Origin of the sequence: Acidianus infernus, assembly GCF_009729545.1 — an archaeon.
GTDB lineage: Archaea > Thermoproteota > Thermoprotei_A > Sulfolobales > Sulfolobaceae > Acidianus > Acidianus infernus.
Genome location: NZ_WFIY01000004.1, coordinates 1,033,827 through 1,056,813, shown reverse-complemented (window position 1 = coordinate 1,056,813; position 22,987 = coordinate 1,033,827). Strand labels below are relative to the sequence as shown.

Below are 22,987 nucleotides of genomic sequence, written 5' to 3'. Positions count from 1 at the left end.
CTCAACTCACCTCCAGCGTACCGGTCCAGTAGGAGTAATTATAGCAAGCGTACTCCGGTTCTCTCCAAGTGTAATTACCCGGGGAACTGGGTGCAACGAAATAGACGTAGCTAACGTATCCTGGGACTGCGTTAACGTTAACTACGCCGTCTGGTAGCCTTAAGAAGAATCCGGTAATAACTTGCGGCGAATTTAAAATTATTACAATAGGTTCATTTGGTTTTGCCTTTATCACGTCGGGGTGAAAGCCGTCAGGTTGGGTTACTGTCATGTTTACTACTAATATTCCGTTGATAACTTCACAAGAACTGTTAACTGGTGGATGAGAATCGAAGTATTTTACGGCGGTCTGGGCATCTTTCGGCATACCGGAGAGTAATGGTAGGCCGTATCTATAACTTGTACTGCTTCCGCTTATTATTCCTCTTATGTTCCATGCTACGAATACTGCAACTAGGATCATCATTACTATGAACCAACTTAGCTCTGCATGTTCCTTTATTTTGCCCATCATTTTTATCATGATATTTCTTGCTATGCAAACTTATAAACATATTTTTTAATAACTATGAAGTTTTCAATAACATCAAGAATATATTAAGAAATAAACTTTTCTAAATTTAATATATTAACTTTGGATAAGTAGATTAAACTGATTAAAACATTTTTATTTTTCAAAATTATCTCTATAAACCTAAATTAGATAAAATACGAAAAGTAGAAAAGTTTTTATTATCATAAAAAATAGTTGATCATGATGAACCCAGTTAAAATTATCATAAAAAGGGATGACTTCATCTTTGCCAAGAGACTTTTGTGGAAAATGAGGAATAAGGAAACAAGGTTCGACGAAAAGAAGTTCATGAAGGAGGGCAAGGATTACCTTATAGATTATGCGGAAAAGAACGTAGGCCCTCTAGACCCCTCAAAGAGGGCTTTCCTGAAAGGTCTATTAATTGGAATTGGTGTAATAGCCGTGGCCTCTGCAGTTCCGTTAATTAATTCCTTAAATCCTGAGGAAGTTACGCTGAAGAAGTTCCCTTGGATGATAATAGTAAATTCTGATGGAGTTCCTATAGAGGCTTCAAAGATTCCGGTAAACGATCCAGAAATATTACTTTTTGAATATCCGATGCTAGGCGATATAACTTTCCTAATCAACATGGGTGACGAGAATAATAACCCGGTAGAAATCCCGCCAACTAACGTTCTTATACCGCAGACCGGTAAGACGTATTATTTCCCTGGAGGGGTAGGGCCTCATAAATCGATAGTTGCATATAGTGCAATTTGTCAGCATTTAGGTTGTACTCCTCCTGAAATTCACTTTTACCCACCGCAGTATTTTAAGCCTGGAGGGGTAGTTCCAGACTTCCTACCTCCTTCAGCATATCAAGCTGCAATAAGTGTAGGAGCCAAGAGCGTAATACACTGCGATTGTCACGGTTCCACTTACGATCCTTGGCACGGTGCTGCAGTCATAACTGGACCAACCGTTAGACCTTTACCTTACGTTCAACTTTACTGGGATCCTAATACTGATTATTTATATGCGATATCAATGAATACTAATGCCCCGCCTATAATGGATCACACTTCGGATCTAGAGGGGGCAGCTTACTTAGATTCTTATAATGAAAATACCGAATGCCCAAAGTTTTTACTTTCAAAGGGTAAAAAGCCTACTGATTGTTATACTAAAATCCAGGATTATGGTAATCCATTCCAAGGTGAGTGACATGAGCAGGTTGGGTATTGCAATAGTTTCCCTAATATTCCTTGCAACTGCGGCTTTAGCAGCTTTCATAATTTATACTATCTTATGGGATTCGTCTCCAGTAAATCTGATCGCAACTCTTTTATAAGAAAATCTTATAAGTAACTTTATTTTTATATCTTTTTATGAATTTGAGACTTAATTTGGTAATAATTGTCATGATATTCTTCTTCATTATATCAATACCGCTTAACCTATTCCTGCCTTCACTGATAGGAGCCAATGACGCTACAATTGTTGATGCGGCAATTTATATAATTCTAGCATCGTTATCGTTTTTCTTTATATTCTTTAAAGATTTTTACTAACTTTTGAAACTAGACTTTTTAAGTTTAAATTCGATAAATATAATGATGAGCTCAAGGATATTAAACATGTACGAAAACGTGAGTAGTTTATTGTCTAGAAATTATTATACTCCGGCTTTAGCTTTAGGGGAATTGCTTAGCTTAATAATAACTTACGTTGCAGGAATGGAAATTGCAGTGTACAAATTACCGTTGTCAGGTTATCCTATAACTGCGCACATTTACGCTGCTGCTATAGATACTGTGCTGGCAATCTCATTATACGGCTCTACTACTAGGAGCAATAACTTAATTTTAAGGATTCTTGCAGTTCTTGATATCTTATCTGTCTTAGGTGCGGCGTTTGAAGGTCTATTTTACTTCGGAGGATTTTCTACTCCGTGCTATGCAATAGGCATGGGTACAGGGTTTGTTTTCACAATAGCATTTACTTCTGCATTATTCTTTTATTCTTTAAGAAGATAAATCTTTTTTAATTCGAAATTTTTGATGGAAGATTTATTTAATGGTTAATACAATTTTATCTAGAGGAGACATGGCTTCGCAAGTTAGTAGAAATAACCCAGTATTAATTGCTTCAACTATAGAAACAATCTTACTCATGGGGGCTTTCATAGCTGGAGTAACAACTTTACTCAACGACCAATTTCCAATAAAAGAAGCATGGATGGCTGCAATACTTTCTGCTCACTTAAGCCTTGCCTTACTTAGCGGGTTAGGTGCAATTCTTTTATTTTCTTTAACTTACTTGAGCAATAGGAAGGATTTATTTTACTTTGGATTAATAACCGCAATATTTGTTGGCTTAGCTGCTGCAGGCGGTTTAGCTTTTTACGCTACCTATAATTACGACTTCTCTTACTTAATGGCTATATCTTTCATGATTGCTATAATCTCTTCCGTAGGCGCATTAGTATATTCTCTTTAGGCGATAGGTTTGGTTCCAATAAATTTTATTTTAAACGTAATTCACGGTTTTTTCGGTATGATATATTATGGAGCGATCTTACTCTTTGGATTATTCTTTCCAAAATTGGAAAAGTTAGAAAGAGAGGAGGAAATTTTAACTTCATTGTTTCCGTCTCTTGTTTCATTTATAGAATCTACCGGTATGATAACAGTAGTTTTCGGAGCGGGAGAATTCATTCACTATATGATAGGATACTATAAAGACGGAGGTGTACAGGAAGTTCAGAAAGCTTTGCTTACTGGATGGGGATTTTCAATACTTGTAGGAGGTATTCTAGGTTTGGCAGGGTTTTTTATTGGGCTTAATATTGCATTTCTATTTGAGAGAATATTTAAGGCTTACAGGTCAATAGACCCTTCTTCAATTGAAGAGCTTAACGTGCTGAAGAGTAAATTATCTTTTTACTCTAAGCTCGGGGCAATATTACTAACTTTATCAGTAATTTTCATGATTCTAGGAGTATCTTTCTTACCATTACCTCAAATTAAATGAGAAAAAGAAAAAGAGTATCTTCACTACAGCCTATAGCTATACTTCGATTTTGATAAGACTAGCATAAAGACAGAAATTAGCAATAATATTGTGGGCGTGTAAAATCTGGGTTCTGGAGCGAAGTAATCCATATAGGGAGTAAATATTGCAAGGTAATACAATATTAACGACAAGACGAGTAATGCTATTCCTCCTATGAGCCATGATTTTACGTATGTATAGGTGGTAAATAGTTCCTGCCAATCGGCCTTTTTATTATCCACTAGGAGTGCTGTATCTTTCATAAAGGTTAAACTTTTTGTTGAGCCGAACATTGCGAAGCCGTTGATTTTATTAAATCCTAATTCTTTAGCTTCTTGATTACCTTTTTCTACATTAAATTTTAGAATTTTTGCAATTTCCTCAGCGTTATCTACGTTAGACTCTATAACCTTGCCTTCCTTATCTATTTTTACGTGACCTAAATAACCCTTAACTCTTTTCATACATTATCCCCTCCAAGGTTTTTATAACTAAATCCCAGTTGGTTTTAATTGCGTCTACTACTAGCAATACCCCGTTAATATAAGCAAATCCTGTATCATCTAAAATCATGGCAAAACCTTGTAAGGAACCCAGTCCTATTTTTTCTGCTTCTTCTTCTCCTATCCTCATGTTTTCCATTACTATATTGGTTAGTTTTTCTACGTCAACGTTAATACCTTCTCCTTCGACCTTAGTGAACTTGCCTTCTTGAAGTTTGTAAACTCCTAGTAATCCGGGTATTCTTGAGTAGTCCATGTCTACCAATATGTATATATGTATACTAAGTTAATAAATGTTATTATCATAAGTTTATCAGTTTAATAAGAAGAATTTAATAAACATTTTTTCTTGATTTTTAGATCTATCAATGATAATGAAATGTATAAAACTTTATATTTTTCGAATATAAATAAATCAAGAAAAGTTTAAATTCTTAACAGAGAATATTGTAATGATAATCATGATAAAAGCTTCCTTCGTTGGTATAGGAAAAATAGGTCAAACAATAGCTTATTCGGCAATAACTAGGGGAATATTTGATGAAGTAATCCTTTATGATATTATTCCAGAGCTTCCAGAAAAATTTGAACACGAACTTAGACATGCACTTGCTTCACTTAGAATTGACACTGAAGTTATAGGCACTAATTCAATAGACGACGTCACCGGCTCGGATATAGTGGTAGTTTCTGCAGGAAAGCCGAGAAAACCCGGAATGAGTAGGAGAGATTTGTTTGCCGATAATGCAAAAATTATTATTAACCTAGCTAAGGAATTGCCAAAAAGGAATCCAGGGGCAGTGTACGTAATGGTAACTAACCCTGTTGACATGATGGCTTCGGTATTTGCAAAGTATTCTAAGGAATACGTTATAAGCACTGGAGACCAAGTTGAGAGCATGAGGTTAAGGGCTTATATTTCAAAGATTCTTCACGTTCCAGTCAGTCAAATTGACGGTTTCGTGGGAGGAGAACATGGAGAGGATGCTGTAGTATTATGGAGCACGGTAACTGTTAACGGTAAACAAGTTGAAGATCTTCCTAAAGAACAGATAGAAAAGTACGTAAAAAGTATCCCAGGGGATATAATAAGGGTAATGGGCGGAACAACTTGGGGACCAGGAACGATAATTGCTGACATAATTAAGGCTATTGCGCTCAATGAAAATAGGGTAATGAGTATTGCAGTACCAAGACAGTACGAGGACGAGATAATTCATATTAGTATTCCTACAGTAGTTGGAAGTAAAATAGGCCCAACGCTAGAAGACCATTTAAGTGAGGATGATAGGTGGCATCTAATTGCTGCAATGAAGGACTATTATAGCGTATATAAGGATATGCTAAAGAGCATCAAAACTGAAGGAGAAATAGCAAGTTAAAAAGAGAAGAAGAGAAGAAATAATTTTTATTATTTTCCCTCTTTTCTTTCCTTCTTACTTATTTTACTCTTTCCTATACCTTTGTATTAAGCATTTGGTCTGCACATCTTTTTAAATCACTCTCAATTTTTTCTTCTATTCCTACTGGCAAATAATATATGTAGGTAGGTCTGCCTATTTTTCCGTTTTCCGATTTTTTCCTTATTACTAGACCTATGTCGACTAGCCTTTTCAAACTTCCGTCAATGGTAGTTTTACTAACCTTTAACATCTTTGATAATTCTTGCGAAGTTATAGGTCTTCTTACTTCAAGGATTTTTAGGAAAACATCTACGTCTGATTCACTAAGCTTATAACAACATTTAATATTGTGCCTTACATCTATTTGCGTTTCCATACGTTATATTTGTTAATCAACCTAAAAAACTTTTTTATCTTTTTTATTGAAGATTATACTAAGATAAATTATAAAAAATAATTTTTAACTAAAGTTAATAGTGGTCAGTAATAATTTAAAAAGTGATATGTGCCTTCACTTCAATATCTCTCTGGAAATTATCAACTTCATAATATTCAACGCACCTTCTGCACCTACTAGGTAAGACATAAGTCCCCTCATCCCTGACTCAATTAACGCATCCTTAGTATACCCATACGCACCAAACCATATCATTACGCTCTTGATTACTTCAAACGCCGTTTGAGGAGCAATTAATTTGGCCATTGCTGAGAACTTTGGTATTTCATCCTTGAACTTCTCTTCGTGATCTAACAGCCAAGCTGATTTATACACAAGTAGCCTTGCAATTTCTAATTTAGTATATAACTCCGCAGCCTCAAAGGCAATTGACTGTAAATCTTTCAGTTTTACGCCAAAAGCTTCCCTTTCTTTTATGTATTTTAAACCTTCCTCAAGTATTGCCTCAGCTGAACCAATACACGCAGAAGCAACTAAAACTCTTGCGTGATTAAAGCCGTCCATTGCGTAATAAAATCCTTTGTTTTCCTCTCCAACTAGGAATTTTTCATCAATCCTTACATTATCGTATTTTATTATGCCAGTAGATATTCCCATTCTCCCCATGTTTTCAATTTTTGAGACCGTTATTCCTTCAGAATTTATAGGAACGTAAAGCATTGATATTCCCTTATGTCCTTTACCTCCCGTTCTAACAAGCGTTAAGTGACCTCCCCCCATTTCTTTTGCTTCCATAACCCCGCTTATGTAAGCTTTTTCTCCGTTGATCACGTATTTCTCACCTTCTTTTTTAGCTGAAGTTTTTAGGTTTGCTACGTCACTTCCTCCGGAAGGTTCCGTAGATGCTATTCCGAGAAAATTCTCTCCGCTAGCAACTTTAGGCAAAACTTCCTTTCTTAGTTCTTCTGAACCGTATTTATCTAAGATGTAGCCCCAACTATTTTCTAGTAGGAAAAATACTGCAGTAGCCATAGTAAAATCTGCTCTTGCAATTTCTTCCGCTGCAATTGACGCTAAAGTAAACGATGCATGTTGCCCTCCCACGTCTTCTGAAAACGTTAAGGACCATAAACCAATTCTGGAGGCATCTAGTATGAAATCCTTTGGAATTCCTTTTTCATCGATTTCCCTTATTCTTGGTCTTAGAGACTTTGAAAAATAATCCCTGAGGTTTTCTTGGAATATTTTTTCCTCATCAGAAAATTCGAAGTCCATATCAAAAAGTAGTTTTGAAAATTAAATATTCATCCAATGCGAGTATAACTTTCAGACTCAGTCTACTTAGAGGAGAGGTATGCTCTTAACAATATAAATTGTAAAAACAACCTTCTCTATAAAAAATTATCTCTTAAGTTCAATCGTATTTATATACTCTATATATAATATAATATTATAAATTACTTATTTTTAAAATAAAACAATTCTTTTTACTCTCTATATTTCAACGGTATAAAATCCCTTTTTATTGGCCCAACGTATAGTGCCCTAGGCCTAATTAGCCTATGTTGTTCCTCAACGTACTCTATTATGTGAGCAAGCCATCCCAAAACTCTGGATAACGCGAATAAGGTAGTAAACATATATTCTGGAAATCCAAGAGAGTAAAATACTATCCCCGAATAGAAGTCAACGTTAGGATAAATTCTCTTCTCAGCAAAGTGTTTAATTCCCAATTCTTCCAGCTTTGTAGCTATCCTTAAGTACTTCTTTGCCTCAGGAGTTTTTGCAATTTCTTCAGCATATTTCTTGAATATTTTTGCCCTGGGATCGTAAGTCTTGTAAACTCTATGACCGAAGCCCATTAGTCTGTTCTTTTCCTTAATTATCTTTCTATCAAACCATTCTTCAATCTTACTTTCGTCTCCTATTTCCTTAAGTTGTTCAAACGTAGCCTCTGCTGCACCTCCGTGAAGAGGACCCTTGAGTGCAGCCAAGGCCGAAACCATGCAGGAATACATGTCTGAAAGAGTTGACGCTGTTACCAATGCAGCAGTAGTTGATGCTGGAACTTCATGGTCGGCATAAATTATTAGCGTAGCGTTCATCGCTTTTACTTCCTCATCCGAAGGCTTTCTTGAGAACGCAGTTTCTAGGAAAGTCCTTGCATAACTGTCTGAAGGTTCCGGCAATCTAGGCCTTAATCCCTCTTTTATCCTATAAATATTGGAAACTAAGGTAGAAGTCTTGGCTATTATTTCTATAGCCCTCCATTTGTTTTCATCTTTCTTCCAAGGATAATTGTAAAATGAACTTAGCATACTAAATGCAGTCTCCAACATTCCTACTGCATCGGCGTCGTGAGGAAGTTTTTCTAAAACCTCAAATACCTGATAAGGCACATTATAGCTCTCGTTTATCTTTTCCTTTATCTTCTGTAGTTGAGAAGCTGTAGGTAAATCTCCGAACAGCATGAGGTGAATTATTTCCTCGTATTCGCAATTTTCCACTAAATCGTTAATGTCGTACCCTCCGTAACGTAAAATCCCTGCCTCTCCGTCAATGTAAGTAAGTGACGTAGCCTTTATGAAAACGTTTTCTAAGCCTTTACTCACTTCACTCATTTTAATCGCTTCCTAACCATTCTTCCTGTGAAACGTTGGCCAATGCCTTTAGAACGTAACTTTCTCTAATGAGGTCTCTAATTGATATTACGCCCTTGAAATTACCTTCTTTATCTATAACGACAAGATGCCTTATGTTATATTTGTTCATCTTCTCTGCAGCTGTGTAAATGCTGTCGTCCTCGAATACTGTAATTAAATCCATTGTTCCAACCTTCTCTATTTTCTCAGTGAGTGGAATTCCCTTTGCGAGAGCTCTTATTATGTCTCTTTCAGTGATTATACCAACTGGTTTCTCTTTATCGGTAATTATAACAGAGCCTATGTTCATTGAAGCCATAATCTTAACAACGTCCTCTAACTTTGTTCCTTTTTCAGCTGTTACCGGTGTTTTAGATATTAGGAATTTAACTTTACTTGTCATAAATTATAATATACTTTTAGATAATTATAAAATTATCGCTAATTAACTATTATAGGAATTATTTTATACTTAATAAAAAGAAGGAAGAAAAATTAGCGTATTTCGTTTAATGAAGCGTAGAGAACATCTCTCTCAGTCACTATCCCCTTAATTCCGTCAACTAAAAGCGAACCTATTCTTTTCTCGTTCATTATTCTCACTGCCTTCATTATAGGGTCGTCACTCCTAACTCCTATTGGGTTTCTTGTCTCAATTTCGTTTACCATATGAAGACCTTTTGCTAACGCTTTAACTATATCCGCTGCTGTAATTATTCCTTCAACTTCTTTTCCTCTCACTACTGGTAACCTCCTAACGCCTTCGTATTCCATAAGTTTAGAAGCAAAAAGCAAGTCCACGTCTGAAGGAATAGTTATAACGTCAGTGCTCATTATTGATTCTACTAATCCGGAGAAGGTCATCCTTGAAAGAATCCTTATAACGTCCCTTTCCGTAAAGATCCCTCTCAATACCTTACCAGAGGTTATTACCAAACTGCCTATCTTTTTACTTGCCATAATCCTTACCGCATTTCCTACTTCCTCATTTTCGTCAGCAGTAATTACTCCTCTTGTGGCAATTTCGTCAGCTCTTGCATCAAAAACGTTATCCTCCATTTTTGAATATGCCTTAACTACGTCTCTGGAGGATATTATGCCCACCGGTTCATCTCCGCTCATTACTATTACTCTTCCAGAGGGCGTTGACGAAAGAGCTTCAATAACTTCTTTTCCACTGTCCTCAGGCCTCACCGTTACGACTATTTTACTCATTACTTCTCCTACTTTCATAATTATAATTATCTTTTTCCTCATTCATAAACTTTTATTTAATCAAGAGTTTAGTACAGTCCATTTATATTGAGATCTTAATTACTATTACCATAAAGTGCTAGCCATAATTCATTTTTTAAAATTGTTTAATCTCTAACTATCTTGGAATTTTAGGACATTAAGGTTTATGAAAAGGAAATCGCTGTTATTGATAATAATGCGTATCTCAACATTTTCCTTAAGATGTGTGAGTTTCCCCAAATTCTTGACGGATGTGGGTTGGGATTATCCCGCTAAATAGACAGAGGGGTTACTCTAATGAAGCCAAGGACTGAGGATTGGATACAAATTCATGTTTAATGAAGCCCAAACCCCGAAGTTAGAAATGAGTTTAGAGAAAATTATAAAATAGGAAGGCGAGCTCAAGGGTGTTATTAGCGCGCAAACTTTCCTCAAGAGGTTTATGAAGGGGAAGGAACTTACTACTATTTCCATATCTGAAAGACTAAGAAAAAGCTAGAAGCGATAAAAGGAAGTATGAGTTGGGATGAATTACTACTTAATCTAGCTGAGGATTAGAAAAAGAGAATAAAGGAGGGAATAGATGAGCTAAGAGAAATCATTTCAGAAGAGGATATAAAATTGAGGCGAGTCACAAAAAGATGCATGAGGAGTTTAAGCTATGACATTAATTGACACGTTGGTGTTAATAGATATATTAAAAGGGGAATTAAATGTTATAGGAGATTCTATATGTATAATCACACTCATGGAAATTATTAGGACATTAGATAAAAATAAAAGGCTAAAGTTTTAGAGCAATTAAAAAAGAAGACTTATCCAATATATCCGAATGTCGCTTTAGAGTATTCTGAACTATAAAATGAAGGAAAAAGGTAGTTTAATGTCCGAGATAGACTTAATAATAGCTTCGACTGCTAAGGTCATGAAGAAGAATTAATTACTAAAGATAAAGATTTCTTGCCTTTAATTGATTTAATAAAAATAAATTTGGTTAAGTAAATTGCAGAAACCTTCTGCGTAAAACGGTTTTCATCATATCGATTTAAATCGAGTCATGCAAAACAATTAATAGAGTCGATATTACTAAGATGGAGGATAAATTCTCTACTTGTGGCAAATTTAGCCTTATAATCTTTAGGAAGAGAGGCTTGAAATTTCTAATGATTATAATCGCTATCATTCTTGTTATTAACCCAACAAGTATGAACACCAGCAGGTAATTTAGTCCAAGTAGAGAAATGTACATAGGAAGTATAAAGTCCATTTTTATTATATAATTTATGACGTACCATTTCACAGCATTAGTTAGGCTAGGAATATAATTACTTGAGTAGTGATAATATTTCCAAAGAATTATCTTAGGTAAGTAAGATAACGCAAGGATTACACCAAGAACTAATAATTCGCTTTGCACAACAAGATAAAAGGAGAAGAAAATAAATAACACAGGGAGTAAAGAAGCTACTAGAATAAAAACCAAACCTTGTACTCTTTTTCCAAAATCTATCAAATAGGAAGAAAAAAGTATTCCCTTATATATGTTAATTCCCTCGATTACGCTAAGGGTAGCAGTAAGAATCAGAAGAAGCATCTCCACCACTTAACCTAACTTGGTGAGCCCTTGCTTCTCCAAAATCCACAAAGAAGTCCTTATCTTGGCTTAAACCTTCTTCGGAGTTAAGCTTTATCATCCACCCTCTTATTCCTTCAGGATAAAACTGGTTATCCCAAGTGCTGTATAACGAATTTGTTACGTAAATCCTTTTTCCGTCTCTACTTATTTCGAGCATTTGTGGGCCTCCAGTTTTACCGCTACCAATACCTCCAATTTTCACTTTACCTATGAGGACAGGTTTGAACGGATTACTTACGTCATATTTTCTAACTTCTCCTGTCCCCCAACAGCTTACGTAAAGATATTTGTCGTCAAGCGAAAGATCTATGTCAGTTACCAATGGAGGAATCATCTTAAACGGTTTTAAAATTTCAGGCAAGTTTCCTTCGCTTTTCTCTGCAGGAATCTCTATAACCTTTTCGGCGTTCCATTTCTTATCTTCATAATACCATAACCAAACGGAACTACTAAGATCTTTTGTGCTAACTACAATGTTTACAAAGCCCATTAATTTGGTAGGATCGTGGAATGGCCTTAATTCTAGAGCCATTCTATTTTCTTCTCCTAAAGTTAGGCTCTGTATTTTTCTCCTCTTATGTAAATCCCAAAAATGTATCCTATTTCCATAACCTTCCTTGAGGTCTTCTAACTTTAATCCGTTTTCTATAGTATTAGGCACTCCCCATTCGCTGGTAACCATTACTTCATTTGGCAAATTCCACCAGAAGTCATATGCAAAGTATTGGTCTCCTCTATCCATTTCCCATTTGCCTAAAACGTCAAAAGTGAAATGATCTAAGACTAGTATTCCTCCTGGGCCCTCACCTTCAGAATTACCTAGTGCACTTATATATATCCCGTTGGGTCCACAATGGACAGTGTGTAGCCTACTATATCCCGACCTTTCAATTACTTCTTTAGGTTCAACGATCTTAACTATTTTTGGCTTTACAGGATTTGTCTTTACGTCAATTATATATATTCTAGAAGATCTTAAACCAGGTACTACAAGATATCTTCTCTCCAAAGCCGGATTTCCGTTTGGGCATAACGATGAACTGCAGGCGTTCCAACCAAAGTGGTGCAATTCATCACCCTTATAAGGCATTTCTACTTTACCTATTATTTTCGAGTAAGTTGGAGACTTCTCGTCAACGTCGATTACGGCTATAAAGTCGTTCTTATCAACTCCAGTTCCTTCATATAGGCACGCAACGTAAGCTAGTTTTTCTCTTGGAGCTTTCATTGCTAATTTTGGCGACGGATAGAACGTTGGATCCAATTTTATGGGTATCATCAATTATATCTTTTAAAACCTAGCTTAAATATAATATGATTAGTGCAATTTTTGCATGTATTAAAATAAAAGATATATTTTTGTGGAGCAATTTTTCCTCGACGTTAACCAAGGACGAATCAAGAAAAATTAATTAATAAAAAATGATAGTAGCTTATACTCTTTGATCCGGGGGTAATTCTTCGTATTTCTTAAAGGCTAAATACCAAGCCTTTGCATTTGGTAATTTCATTCTTAATTCTGCTTCATCTAAAGTAGTTGGTGCAGGTATTATCACATCATCTCCTGGCTCCCAATCGACCGGTAAGGAGACTTTTGCCTTGTAATTTACTATTGCTGCTTTGGTTATTCTTAATAGCTCTTCTATTTTTCTTCCATATTCTATTGGATAATATGCCATAAACCTTATTGTACCTTCTGGATTGACTAGGAATACTGCTCTAATTGTTACTCCGGAGTTCTCATCGATAATGTCCAATGTTCTAGCTAACTTCTTATCGGGATCAGCGATTAGAGGGAAAGGAATTTTAATTCCATACCTTTGTTCTATATCGCTTAGCCAAGCTATGTGAGAGTATATGCTATCAACGCTCATTCCTACAAGTTCTACATTTAATCTCTTAAATTCCTCGTACGCCTTTGCGAAAGCTACAAATTCTGTAGTGCATACTGGTGTAAAATCTGCGGGATGAGCGAAGAGGAATAACCATTTGCCTTTACCGAATATGTCCTTATAAAAATCTATAACTCCTTTTGTAGTTAATACTTGAACGTCCGGGAACTTTTGATAGAGTTTCATGCTCTCTAGTTTATATAACACTTGTTAATAATATAAATTAAACTATTTGTGCAAATTTTGCATTAATCAATGTATGGATAAAAATGAAAGAATTTTATGTGGATTGCAGCTATTTTATACCACGATTTTTACAATCAACGTTATAAATGAAAAGTATAAAACATTAGTTTAAATCTCCTAAAATAGAGTTAATAGTATGGACAAAAAGTTTGAAGACCTCCCTTGCTCAGCCAAGCTTGTCTTAAAAGTAATAGAAATGAAAGGAAGGACTACGTTTAAGGAATTGAAAGAGGAAACTCTCTTACCAGATAGAACCTTAAGAGAAGCAATAAGGATATTAAAAGAAAGGGGCGCAATAAGGAGTAAGATCTGCCTAGACGATACCAGGACAAGGTACTATGAGATTTCGTGCTTAGAATTAACAGAACTCGTGGAGAAAGAAGATGAAAGAGAAATAATGGGAGAAGAAAGAAGAAAAATATGAAATTAGAATAAGTAAAAATTACTATATTACTAAACTTCTTTTTCCTTCAATATCTCATCAATTATGGTAGTAGGTTTTCCTTCTTTCTCTATTCTAACCTTTGCCGGAGGCAATATCTTATAACTTGGGCTTGCAGAAGATATCCTCTCCTCGAAGGTATCTCTTTCTTCCTTATAGAATATTCCTATGGGTATCCTATCACCCCATTCTAATGCCTTTTCCATTGCCTGCAAGAACTTTTTCTTCTTATCTTCTTCACTTCTCACTACCGGATCCCAATCAAGTTTGTAAATTCTCTTATCATACCATTCCTTAGTATTTATATCATTATAAGTTGGACAGGGCTGGAGAACATCTACCAAAGCCAATCCCTTGTGCTTTATAGCCTCCTTTATTAACTCCTTAAGATGTTTAACGTCGTAAGCGTAACCTCTTGCAACAAAAGTGTAACCGGAAGCCAAGGCAACGGTTAAAGGATTAATATCGTCATTTATATTAGGCTTAGGCAAGGATTTTGTTTTTACACCTTTCTTCAACGTTGGTGAAGCCTGCCCCTTTGTTAGTCCATATACTCCATTATCGTGAACAATCACAGTTATATCCACGTTTCTCCTACCTGCACTTACAAAGTGACCTACTCCAATGCCAAGTTGATCTCCATCTCCAGCGTTAACTATTACCTCAAGTTCTGGATTAGCTAACTTTATTCCTATTGCAAACGGCAAAGCTCTACCGTGGAGCGTATGCACTCCTGAAATTGGTATCCTAACGAAATGAGGTAGCTTCCCTGAACAACCTATTCCCGAGACAAGCACTACCTTCTTTAAGTCTATCCCTAGCTCGCTTATTGCTTGTTGTTCTGCATTAAGTATACCGAAATTACCACAACCGGGGCACCAATCGTTCCATTCAGCTACCTGCATTTAACACCACCCTCTTTTCTCCTTTAATTGCAGATAAAATTCCATCCTTTACTTCGTCCCTACCCATCGGCCTCCCGTTCCATTTAAGTATATAGTTAGTAACTTCTACTCCATGCAGCTTAAGTAAAGTACCTGCCTGAGCCTCGTAATTTCCTTCCACATCTATAATGAGATCCTTGTCTTCAAGCAATTTCTTTACACTCTTAGGGAATGGGTTGAACATCCTAAGTTGAATTACCGCAAACTTTTGATCCAACTCCTCAACGGCATCCAATACTGCACCCTTGGGCGAGCCCCAAGTTACTATGGCGTATTTTGAGTCCAAATCTCCGTAAACGTTATACCTCTTTTCTTCTGGAATTTCCTTATCTGCAGTCTCCAACTTTCTCATTCTCTTCTCGTACATTTTTACCCTATTTACCGGATCTTCCGATATGTGACCGAAAGTATTATGTTCATCTCCTGTATAATATACCGTGGATTCACCTAAAAGGAGCCTAGGAGAAATTCCGGAGTCAGTAAACTTAAACCTCTCATTATCATCGCCTATAACGCTTCTCTCAATTTCTATGTCTCCTCCCAACTCATCCATATCAACAATGGAGTATGCATTGGCCAACGCTTTCTCAACTAAATGAATTACCGGAGTCTGATATTTTTCTGCTAGATTAAAAGCCCATATAGCGTCCTTTAATGCCTCTACGTGGTCTCCTGAAGCTATTACTATTCTAGGAAATTCTCCATGGCTGACGTGCATAGCGAAAAGTAAATCTGCTTGAGAAGTCCTAGTAGGTTGACCAGTTGACGGCCCGCCTCTCATGTAGTAAGTTATTACTATAGGAACTTCGTTCATGCCAGCCCAACCTATTCCCTCGGTCATCAAGGAAAACCCTGGACCTGAAGTGGCCGTAGCAGCCCTCACTCCCGTCAAAGCTGCTCCAGAAGCCATATTCACCGCAGCAAGCTCGTCCTCTGCTTGAACCACAACTATTGTCCTTTTCCTCTTATCTCCAGTAACTGGATCTACATATAGGACTTCCTGATGAGCCTCTATAAACGTGCTTTCGTCACTTGCTGGAGTAATTGGATAATAAGATTGGAAACCGATACCGGCATATATTTTACCTATTGCAACTGCAGTATTACCGTCTATTTGAACTCTCCTTTTCTTCTGAGGTAATTCCTTCAGATCGAAAATGGGTGATAATTTAACTTTATCTGCTGCGCTAAGGTTTAGCTTTACGAAAGTTTCTTGTTTAAAAGTCCTTTTTAAAGCCTCGTATAAGTAATCTTTCCTTAAGCCTAAAAGATCGTAAGACGCTGATATAGCAACAGTATTCCTTGCTCTGTCTACAACGGAAAGCGGTAATTTCATTTCTTCAGCAACTTTCTTCAATATTTCGTCATAATCTATACCTATAGTGGTCACTCCTTTACTCTGCAAGTAGTCTATTACTTCCTTTACTGTCTTAAATGGTATTCTCTCTGCAGTTTCCGGTTCAATGCTTTGTATCCTGTCTTTCTCTACATTAAGTACTCCTTTATTATATATAATCACCTTCTGAACGTCTTGATAATGTTGAAAGACGGTCTCAGCGTCAAAAGAGGCTAAGATATCAACCTTATGCGAAATACTCCTAGCTTTTTCATCGCTTATTGTCAAGTTAAAATACGAGTGCCTGCCCTTAATATTGGAATAATACTCTCTATTACCGTAAATGTAGTAACCGGCTCTTGCTATTGCGTTACCGAAAATATTTGCGGAAGTGTCAACTCCAGTGCCCTGTGCTCCTCCAATCATCCAAGTAATTTTCATTGCTCCTCATCTATAATTATGGAAAAAGAATTATTTAAAACAATGTAATGAATGATGAGAAGTTTACTAAAAAAGTTTAAATAAATAACTATTATTACCAGACAATCTTAAGGTAAAATATACAGATATTATATTATATAAATAGACAAAACTTGATTAAAAAGAGTTAGATAGGACGAAGTAATGCGCCTATTTCCTTCATTCTCAGATAAAATCGAGTTCTATCATTTTATACTCCCCGTAACTTTCTTCACAAGACCCTTATTTATTAACTATTTGACAACTCAAGCTCATTCTCAGTCAAATTATTCATTTTCATAGCTACCCCACAAGCATATACTTGGATTTTAGGATCTGTTCTTTTCTTCGTTTTTAAAACTCCAAAAATTCCTGTTTCAGAATATACCACTTTCAACGTCTTTTTGATTAGCCATATTTTTTACTGCAACAAACGATAAAGGAATCTTTTCGCTTCCAGATATCTGAAATACTATTTTTATATTATACTATATACATTGAAGAAATATAAAGTTGCCTATAAGAATAAGGAAAAATATAGATAGAAAGTTAAATAAATAAAAACTTATTAAAATGAATATAATGTCGTAAAATCCGTACTTTCAAGTGTTATCCCAGAGGAATTTTTAGCTAAAAGATATCTTAAAGATCAAGACATCCATAAGGTAAACTTATTTCGTTTCCACCATTTTTACACAGAAGGATTCGAATACTGGTTTATACTACTTTCTTTCATTTTACTGTATTTTTATAGAAAAAGTGCGTTTTATTTCATATCAACTGGTATCGGTAAATAAAGTAATTTGAGTCTGTCCAACTATTTTGTTAAGTCACTATTTACAAAATAAATGAGTAAAACTTTCCTAATCTAACGCGTGTTTGTTAAAAATCTTGATAACACTCTTAAGAGTTATTAAATAACGTCGATCCGATGTTGATCTTGCATGTGTTTCAAATAATTTAAATTATTGGACGCACTCATCTTGTCTATCAAAGAATTCGTCTTCTTCCGTTAATTCTCTTCCTGAACTTTACCATACGGTACCGTAGTTTAAATAGTTATATGGACAGTCTGCAATTGTACTATATCTAAGGTATTTAGTTGCGTAATCTTCTTATATTAAGAGATATAATTTATCATTATGGATTCCTTCCTAGTTATTAAAAACAGATACAAAGATTTCATGAAGGCTTATGAAAATTGTAAAAAATGCATAGATTGTGAAGCGTGTGATGAGGCGGAGTTAACTGCTGACGAAATACTAAGCATAATAAACGACATGGAAGTAGATAAACTATCTGAAGAGGAGAGGAAAGAAGTTAAGGACATATTATTCACTGTTTCCTCAATATTTGATCAATTAAGAAAATCTAAAGAAAGATAATTTTCTATTATCGTTTTTCTAAATCTATTAGCTCGTTACTAGATTTATTTATAATAAAAATTGAATTTTTATGTATAATAATGTAATGAAAGTCAAGGAAAATGGATTTAAGGAGTACTTGAGGGATTTTCTCATAGATCTTAATAGGATTATTAAAGATAAGACCATAAAAGATATCCCAATTTACCTAAAAAATAAAGGAAAGGCTACCTACTCAGAAATTCTTAGAGATATGAAACTAAATATAGGAAAATTAAATTATTATTTAAAAATTCTCGAATCTTTAATAGAAAAAGGAAGGAGAGTATTATAAACTTAATGAAAAAGGTGAACAACTCGTTAGTATAATGTTGAAGGAGATAAGAACGAAACTCAGTACAATAGGATTTTACCATTAGCATTACTAGGTGTAGTTCTTCAGCTTCTATAAACACCAAGGTTCTCAGATTTTCTACGTAACTTACGTTATCTCGATTATTGCGTTAATTTCATCAGCATTTTTAGGTTACGTAATAGAGCCTAGCGGTTTTGAGAAATTAATGGTTATTTTATCCTTGGTAGTATCGTTTGCATAACCAACTTTCATGAGTTTCCAGTTATATTACCAAATGCTATTTGTGCGGATATTCACTCAAACTCCGCCTAGTATAATCTGTTTTTCGGAATTCTACCTAGGTAGGATATATAAATGAAAATGACGGCTCCACTGTTGATGGTCGAATGCGATAACCGGATTTCTTCTCAGATTATAGATTTAATGTTGTTACTAATGGACTTTAGTTTATATCAAAAAGGAGCGAAATAAAAGACTATTATTTCATTACTAGCTTTAGCATATCACTATTAATTGTTCATATTGTTTAAAAATTCTGTTTTCACTAGGCAACAAGAAAGGAAGGAAAGCATTACTCCTACCTTCTAATTACATATTTTTGAAAAACGTCTCTAGAAATTCTTACCAGGTCTTCTGGACCTAATTCTTCATCAGCGTTAAAATTTGGTTTCTCACTTAAGCTAATTAATCCTGCTTTAGGAATTCCGGCTCTTCTTATTCTCTCTATTGATTTTTCTGCTTCAGCTTTTGAAAACTCTCCCAATTTCACTTCATAACCTATAATTGGCTTCCCTTTATCTAATAACACAATATCTATGTCCTCATAAGGAGAATAAGCTAAAGTAGCGCTATGTTTTTCTGCTAAGAGATCACCTATAGAAAATTGAACTTCCCTACCTATAGGCAGTTCTCCAACGTTCTCAGTAAATGAGACGTTATACTTTGCTTCAGCATAAAAAATTAATGATATTATTGGAGATGAAATTTTATAATACCACCTTGCCCTCTTTTTCTCTCCATAAATAGGAATTTTCTCAACTAATCCCATATTCTGGAGAGTTTCCAAATAGCCGCTTACCGAAGAAGGAGTAACGTTAAATCCTTTACTGTTAAGAGAGCCTGCAATTATTGCAGTGTTCCACTCACCTTCTGCTAAAGATAATAAAATCGCCTCGTAAAGACTGGTTAACTGCCTTTCTTCCTCTTCAAAAATCTCTCCAATTAATGCTTTAGTGACCATGTAAAGCTGATAAGCCTTATCTTCCAAATCTTTCACGCTTTTAACGAAACTTAAAGTCCATGGATCTCTGTAAATCAATGATAGTAAAGGATTGCCTACTTGACTCAAAACGTCAGAATAATGGATAATTTCCAGCCTATATGGTAAAACAAGGCCTAAAAGTGGGCTTTGCCTATCTACCAACTTTTGCATGATCCTAAAGCTTGAGCCTACAAGGATGAGTTTACCATTAGGATGCTCAACACTAAGCCCGTCCCAGTATTTTTCGGGCATCCTTTGGAATTCGTCTATAACAACTGTTTTATTTTCCCTCAAAGCTTTAATTGTTAAGGAAAAAGCTTCATTAAGATTCCTAAAAGAATTGTCTGTAGGAAAATAAGCTTGTAAATCTCTAGTTATTACATAGTACAGATCATAATTTACGTACTTTCTAACTAGGAAGGATTTGCCAACTTTTCTTCTGCCGTAAACTAAAGTCCAAGAGCTGAAGTTCTTTACGTCATTATATTCTCTTCGCAATATTTCCATAAATATATTTTCACCATTATATAATTAGGAAAATATTATCAAAAATTTTTGCTCTCTAGCTAGGAAACTCGTGTAAAAGAAGAAATTTCAATTCTCATTCTCATTAACTTGTGAAATGATGAATAATTTTTAATCAAATTACGTGACATTCATTTTATTTTTTATATATAACCTCATAATACTTTTATATTCGTTGAAATAGTGTATAAACAATGATAAAGATTAAACGAACAAATAAAGCAAGCTTCCTTGAATATGAAGAGGAGCATTATAAGACTTTACTTTCAGATTTAGAGAGAATTCCAGACTTCTTTAAGTATGTACAATTAATAAATGAGTTAGCATATAGGGAGGGATTTACTTTCTATACTGGAAATTATTATAGATCAATAAAAATTGATCCTATACCTAGAATTTTGAAGAAAGAGGAATTCTGGAAAATTTATGAAGGTTTAAAAAGTAGGACAGAGGCAATAAATAAATTCCTTTATTCTTACTATCACGGAGATAAGGTAGTTGTCCCAGAAGATCTGATAGAAACCTCACCTTATTTTAGGCCAGAAATGATGGGATTTGATCCTCCTAAAGGAATATACGTTTACATATTTGGAGAGGATTTAGTTAAAGTGAAGGGAATTCCTTATATCCTAGAGGATAACGTTAGAATACCTTCAGGAATGAGTTATGCGATAAAGGCTCATGAACTTACAGAAAGGGTTCTTGGAGATAAATTTTCAGTTAAAGGAAATGAAGGTGACGGATTAGAAAAATTAAAGAAAACTTTGACCTCTGCTTCTGATACTAGGGATCCAGTAATTGCAATATTAACTGACGGTACATATAACTCTGCATACTTTGAGCACAAGTTCTACTCCGATAAACTCGACCTTCTTCTTGTTGAGCCGTCAGATATTAACATAAGGGAGGGAGAAGTTACAGTCTCTACCCTTGAAGGAGAAGTTCACGTTGACGTTATTTATAGGAGAATAGAGGATTTGGACTTTTTAACTCCAGGATTAATGAACGCTTATCTACGGGGTTGGGTTAATATAGTTAATGCTCCTGGGACGGGAATAGCAGACGATAAAATAACCTTTTGCTTTATGCCACAAATAATGGAGGAGTTAGGAATAAAAGAAGGAGTTAGGCAACCGTTCTCATTCCCTATAGGTACAACAAGGGAAGACATAGAGGAGAAGATAAAGAATATGGTAATAAAAAGGAGAGAAGGCTACGGTGGATCCGGAACTTTTGTTTTACACGATATGAGCGAGGAGGAGAAGAAGAAAGTGCTCAATGAAGTGAGGAAATCTCCTGAGGAATTCATGGCTCAAGAACTTCTTGATTTCGATACAGTAATATCCGCAATAGGCGATTCGTTTTATCAAGCTTATGCCGATTTGAGGTTCTTCGTTTTTGTTAATGACTCATCAACTTCAATCTTAAGTAGAGTAGCCCCAGTTGGCAGTAGAGTTACTAATAATTCCTCTGGAGGTTTGGTGAAGCCTGTATGGATAGTTTAAAGTTTCACGTACTTTATGAAGCTAGGTACGAGTACGAGGACGTTGTAACCAGTAATGATAACATTCTTAAGATAGTGCCTTACGACGGCGATAATCAAGAATTGTTGGAAGAGAACGTTGACACTGAACCTAAAGGATACAAGACAAGATACAAGGATATGTTCGGTAATATAGTGTATAGAATTAAGGTAATAGAACCTCATTATTCATTAGTAATTAGAAGTGAAAGTTCTGTAAATGTCAAGTTGAAGGAAATAGAGGATTGCGTGCTACCTTGCCAGATTGAGGACGGGATATTCCTAAATTCTAGTAGGTTAATAGATGTTGAATATTTTAAACCAATAGCTAAAGAGTTGTTAAAATCCTCCAAAAGTTTAGACGACTTAATTAAAAATACTGTGGAGTTCGTAAGAAATAGATTAAAATATAAAAAAGGAATAACAAACGTTGATACATCAGCAAAGGAAAGCTTTGAAATAGGAATGGGAGTTTGTCAGGATTTTGCTCAAGTTACCATAGGAATACTTAGGGCTTCCGGAATACCCGCTAGATATGTTATGGGCCTAGTTAACGATAATCCTATAAGTACTCACGCTTGGGTCGAATTTAAGTCACCTTCAGGTTGGATTCCTGTAGATCCTACAACCAGAAAGTTCTATAATATTCCCTATGTTAAGTTTGCGATAGGTAGGGATTATTATGACACACCCCCAATTCTAGGCACTTTTGTAAGTAAAGGAAAAGGTTGGCTTAAAAAACTCACAGTTATGGTGAGAAGAATTGATTAAAAGCCTTGCTTATAAGGTATTTTGGGCAGGAAGGTATTTAGAAAGAATTGAAAACATAAGTAGAATGTCGTTATTAGCTATAGATAAAGGCGTAGATATTTCCTCAACGCCTTCATATTTAGGGATAAACGATGACATACAGAAATATTTAATAAGTAATTTCGAAATTCTAAGGGAAAATATAAGGGCTTTTGGCAACGAAAAAGTAATGAATGCATTATCATCACTGGAAGGAGCAATATATTCTTCAACTTCAGACTTAAGGGGGTACTTCTCGGCGGTTTTAAAATCAACACTTTACTTAGGTGAAGTAATTGAAGACCAACTAAAGCCCGTAATCACTACTACTCTACCAAGAAAGCAAGAGGAAATAAAAACTCAATAAAAGTAGTTTTTACAAGTTTAAATCTTCATTTTTAGATTATAAAATTAATGAACAAAATTTAATTGAAAATAGATTTTATTATTTAGTTAACTCTCATGAA

28 protein-coding genes are annotated in these 22,987 nt (G+C 35.2%); 14 read left to right on the top strand and 14 right to left on the bottom strand.

Annotated features, from left to right (window positions below):
- Position 1: 1 nt before the first annotated feature.
- Complete coding sequence (soxA, locus tag D1867_RS06375) at positions 2 to 514, bottom strand: proton pump complex quinol oxidase subunit SoxA (protein WP_240872328.1); 513 nt, start codon at positions 512 to 514, stop codon at positions 2 to 4.
- 243 nt (positions 515 to 757) lie between these two features.
- On the opposite strand from soxA, the gene D1867_RS06370 reads away from it, so the two are divergent.
- From D1867_RS06370 to D1867_RS06350, 6 genes are read left to right on the top strand one after another with little or no spacing between them, the layout of a single operon-like run.
- Complete coding sequence (locus tag D1867_RS06370) at positions 758 to 1,738, top strand: Rieske 2Fe-2S domain-containing protein (RefSeq protein WP_155864413.1); 981 nt, start codon at positions 758 to 760, stop codon at positions 1,736 to 1,738.
- A gap of 1 nt (position 1,739) precedes the next feature.
- A complete protein-coding gene (locus D1867_RS12615) occupies positions 1,740 to 1,865 on the top strand; it encodes a hypothetical protein (protein WP_276608431.1) in 126 nt (41 codons plus the stop codon).
- A 37-nt stretch (positions 1,866 to 1,902) separates the two neighbouring features.
- Complete coding sequence (locus D1867_RS06365) at positions 1,903 to 2,085, top strand: hypothetical protein (protein ID WP_155863256.1); 183 nt, start codon at positions 1,903 to 1,905, stop codon at positions 2,083 to 2,085.
- 45 nt (positions 2,086 to 2,130) lie between these two features.
- Entirely contained in the window at positions 2,131 to 2,550 is a 420-nt protein-coding gene (locus D1867_RS06360; RefSeq protein WP_155863255.1) for a hypothetical protein, read from the top strand.
- Between the two features lie 40 nt (positions 2,551 to 2,590).
- A complete protein-coding gene (locus D1867_RS06355; RefSeq protein ID WP_155863254.1) occupies positions 2,591 to 3,013 on the top strand; it encodes a hypothetical protein in 423 nt (140 codons plus the stop codon).
- A 57-nt stretch (positions 3,014 to 3,070) separates the two neighbouring features.
- A complete protein-coding gene (locus D1867_RS06350) occupies positions 3,071 to 3,547 on the top strand; it encodes a hypothetical protein (RefSeq protein WP_155864412.1) in 477 nt (158 codons plus the stop codon).
- A gap of 23 nt (positions 3,548 to 3,570) precedes the next feature.
- Here D1867_RS06350 and D1867_RS06345 read toward each other — a convergent pair whose 3' ends face one another.
- On the bottom strand, positions 3,571 to 4,032 hold the full coding sequence (locus D1867_RS06345) for a hypothetical protein (RefSeq protein ID WP_155863253.1): 462 nt from the start codon (positions 4,030 to 4,032) through the stop codon (positions 3,571 to 3,573).
- A complete protein-coding gene (locus D1867_RS06340; RefSeq protein WP_155864411.1) occupies positions 4,019 to 4,327 on the bottom strand; it encodes a hypothetical protein in 309 nt (102 codons plus the stop codon). The genes D1867_RS06345 and D1867_RS06340 overlap by 14 nt, the downstream gene beginning before the upstream one ends.
- A 205-nt stretch (positions 4,328 to 4,532) precedes the next feature.
- Between D1867_RS06340 and D1867_RS06335 the strand changes: the two genes are divergently transcribed.
- The gene (locus tag D1867_RS06335) at positions 4,533 to 5,453 is read left to right on the top strand and encodes a lactate/malate dehydrogenase family protein (protein ID WP_155864410.1); all 921 of its coding nucleotides are present in this window, start codon (positions 4,533 to 4,535) and stop codon (positions 5,451 to 5,453) included.
- 73 nt (positions 5,454 to 5,526) lie between these two features.
- Here D1867_RS06335 and lrs14 read toward each other — a convergent pair whose 3' ends face one another.
- From lrs14 to D1867_RS06310, 5 genes are all read right to left on the bottom strand, one after another.
- Positions 5,527 to 5,850 carry an Lrs14 family HTH-type transcriptional regulator gene (lrs14, locus tag D1867_RS06330; protein WP_155863252.1) on the bottom strand — a complete coding sequence of 108 codons (324 nt, stop codon included), beginning with the start codon at positions 5,848 to 5,850 and terminating at the stop codon, positions 5,527 to 5,529.
- A gap of 135 nt (positions 5,851 to 5,985) precedes the next feature.
- Positions 5,986 to 7,146, bottom strand: a complete 1,161-nt coding sequence (locus D1867_RS06325) for an acyl-CoA dehydrogenase family protein (protein WP_155863251.1) — start codon at positions 7,144 to 7,146, stop codon at positions 5,986 to 5,988.
- A 212-nt stretch (positions 7,147 to 7,358) separates the two neighbouring features.
- On the bottom strand, positions 7,359 to 8,492 hold the full coding sequence (gltA, locus tag D1867_RS06320; RefSeq protein ID WP_155863250.1) for a citrate synthase: 1,134 nt from the start codon (positions 8,490 to 8,492) through the stop codon (positions 7,359 to 7,361).
- 1 nt (position 8,493) lies between these two features.
- Positions 8,494 to 8,916 (bottom strand): CBS domain-containing protein, encoded by a 423-nt coding sequence (locus D1867_RS06315; protein WP_155863249.1) that lies wholly within the window; start codon positions 8,914 to 8,916, stop codon positions 8,494 to 8,496.
- Positions 8,917 to 9,008: 92 nt separating this feature from the next.
- Complete coding sequence (locus tag D1867_RS06310; protein WP_162309154.1) at positions 9,009 to 9,746, bottom strand: CBS domain-containing protein; 738 nt, start codon at positions 9,744 to 9,746, stop codon at positions 9,009 to 9,011.
- Positions 9,747 to 10,410: 664 nt separating this feature from the next.
- Between D1867_RS06310 and D1867_RS12610 the strand changes: the two genes are divergently transcribed.
- Positions 10,411 to 10,545 (top strand): hypothetical protein, encoded by a 135-nt coding sequence (locus tag D1867_RS12610; RefSeq protein ID WP_276608430.1) that lies wholly within the window; start codon positions 10,411 to 10,413, stop codon positions 10,543 to 10,545.
- Positions 10,546 to 10,794: 249 nt separating this feature from the next.
- Here D1867_RS12610 and D1867_RS06305 read toward each other — a convergent pair whose 3' ends face one another.
- The 3 genes from D1867_RS06305 to D1867_RS06295 form a co-directional block, all read right to left on the bottom strand.
- Positions 10,795 to 11,343 (bottom strand): hypothetical protein, encoded by a 549-nt coding sequence (locus D1867_RS06305; protein WP_155863247.1) that lies wholly within the window; start codon positions 11,341 to 11,343, stop codon positions 10,795 to 10,797.
- Positions 11,312 to 12,664 (bottom strand): selenium-binding family protein, encoded by a 1,353-nt coding sequence (locus D1867_RS06300; RefSeq protein WP_155863246.1) that lies wholly within the window; start codon positions 12,662 to 12,664, stop codon positions 11,312 to 11,314. Before D1867_RS06300 ends, D1867_RS06305 begins: the two co-directional genes overlap by 32 nt.
- A 154-nt stretch (positions 12,665 to 12,818) precedes the next feature.
- Positions 12,819 to 13,463, bottom strand: coding sequence for a peroxiredoxin (locus D1867_RS06295; RefSeq protein WP_155863245.1), 645 nt, complete (start codon positions 13,461 to 13,463; stop codon positions 12,819 to 12,821).
- Positions 13,464 to 13,659: 196 nt separating this feature from the next.
- Between D1867_RS06295 and D1867_RS06290 the strand changes: the two genes are divergently transcribed.
- Positions 13,660 to 13,947 carry a hypothetical protein gene (locus D1867_RS06290; RefSeq protein WP_155863244.1) on the top strand — a complete coding sequence of 96 codons (288 nt, stop codon included), beginning with the start codon at positions 13,660 to 13,662 and terminating at the stop codon, positions 13,945 to 13,947.
- A 29-nt stretch (positions 13,948 to 13,976) separates the two neighbouring features.
- On the opposite strand, the gene D1867_RS06285 is transcribed toward D1867_RS06290, so the two are convergent.
- Positions 13,977 to 14,870: a 2-oxoacid:ferredoxin oxidoreductase subunit beta gene (locus D1867_RS06285; RefSeq protein WP_155863243.1), complete on the bottom strand. Its 894-nt coding sequence runs from the start codon at positions 14,868 to 14,870 to the stop codon at positions 13,977 to 13,979.
- Positions 14,857 to 16,686: a 2-oxoacid:ferredoxin oxidoreductase subunit alpha gene (locus tag D1867_RS06280; RefSeq protein ID WP_155863242.1), complete on the bottom strand. Its 1,830-nt coding sequence runs from the start codon at positions 16,684 to 16,686 to the stop codon at positions 14,857 to 14,859. Before D1867_RS06280 ends, D1867_RS06285 begins: the two co-directional genes overlap by 14 nt.
- A 1,160-nt stretch (positions 16,687 to 17,846) precedes the next feature.
- Between D1867_RS06280 and D1867_RS06275 the strand changes: the two genes are divergently transcribed.
- Positions 17,847 to 18,089, top strand: a complete 243-nt coding sequence (locus tag D1867_RS06275) for a hypothetical protein (protein WP_155863241.1) — start codon at positions 17,847 to 17,849, stop codon at positions 18,087 to 18,089.
- A gap of 70 nt (positions 18,090 to 18,159) precedes the next feature.
- Entirely contained in the window at positions 18,160 to 18,402 is a 243-nt protein-coding gene (locus tag D1867_RS06270) for a hypothetical protein (RefSeq protein ID WP_155863240.1), read from the top strand.
- Positions 18,403 to 19,000: 598 nt separating this feature from the next.
- Here D1867_RS06270 and D1867_RS06265 read toward each other — a convergent pair.
- Positions 19,001 to 20,191 carry an AAA family ATPase gene (locus D1867_RS06265; protein ID WP_155863239.1) on the bottom strand — a complete coding sequence of 397 codons (1,191 nt, stop codon included), beginning with the start codon at positions 20,189 to 20,191 and terminating at the stop codon, positions 19,001 to 19,003.
- A gap of 212 nt (positions 20,192 to 20,403) precedes the next feature.
- On the opposite strand from D1867_RS06265, the gene D1867_RS06260 reads away from it, so the two are divergent.
- The 3 genes from D1867_RS06260 to D1867_RS06250 are packed head-to-tail and all read left to right on the top strand — an operon-like array spanning position 20,404 to position 22,887.
- The gene (locus D1867_RS06260; RefSeq protein ID WP_155863238.1) at positions 20,404 to 21,714 is read left to right on the top strand and encodes a circularly permuted type 2 ATP-grasp protein; all 1,311 of its coding nucleotides are present in this window, start codon (positions 20,404 to 20,406) and stop codon (positions 21,712 to 21,714) included.
- Positions 21,702 to 22,502 (top strand): transglutaminase family protein, encoded by an 801-nt coding sequence (locus D1867_RS06255; protein ID WP_155863237.1) that lies wholly within the window; start codon positions 21,702 to 21,704, stop codon positions 22,500 to 22,502. Before D1867_RS06260 ends, D1867_RS06255 begins: the two co-directional genes overlap by 13 nt.
- Complete coding sequence (locus D1867_RS06250) at positions 22,495 to 22,887, top strand: alpha-E domain-containing protein (RefSeq protein WP_155863236.1); 393 nt, start codon at positions 22,495 to 22,497, stop codon at positions 22,885 to 22,887. The genes D1867_RS06255 and D1867_RS06250 overlap by 8 nt, the downstream gene beginning before the upstream one ends.
- Positions 22,888 to 22,987 lie beyond the last annotated feature (100 nt).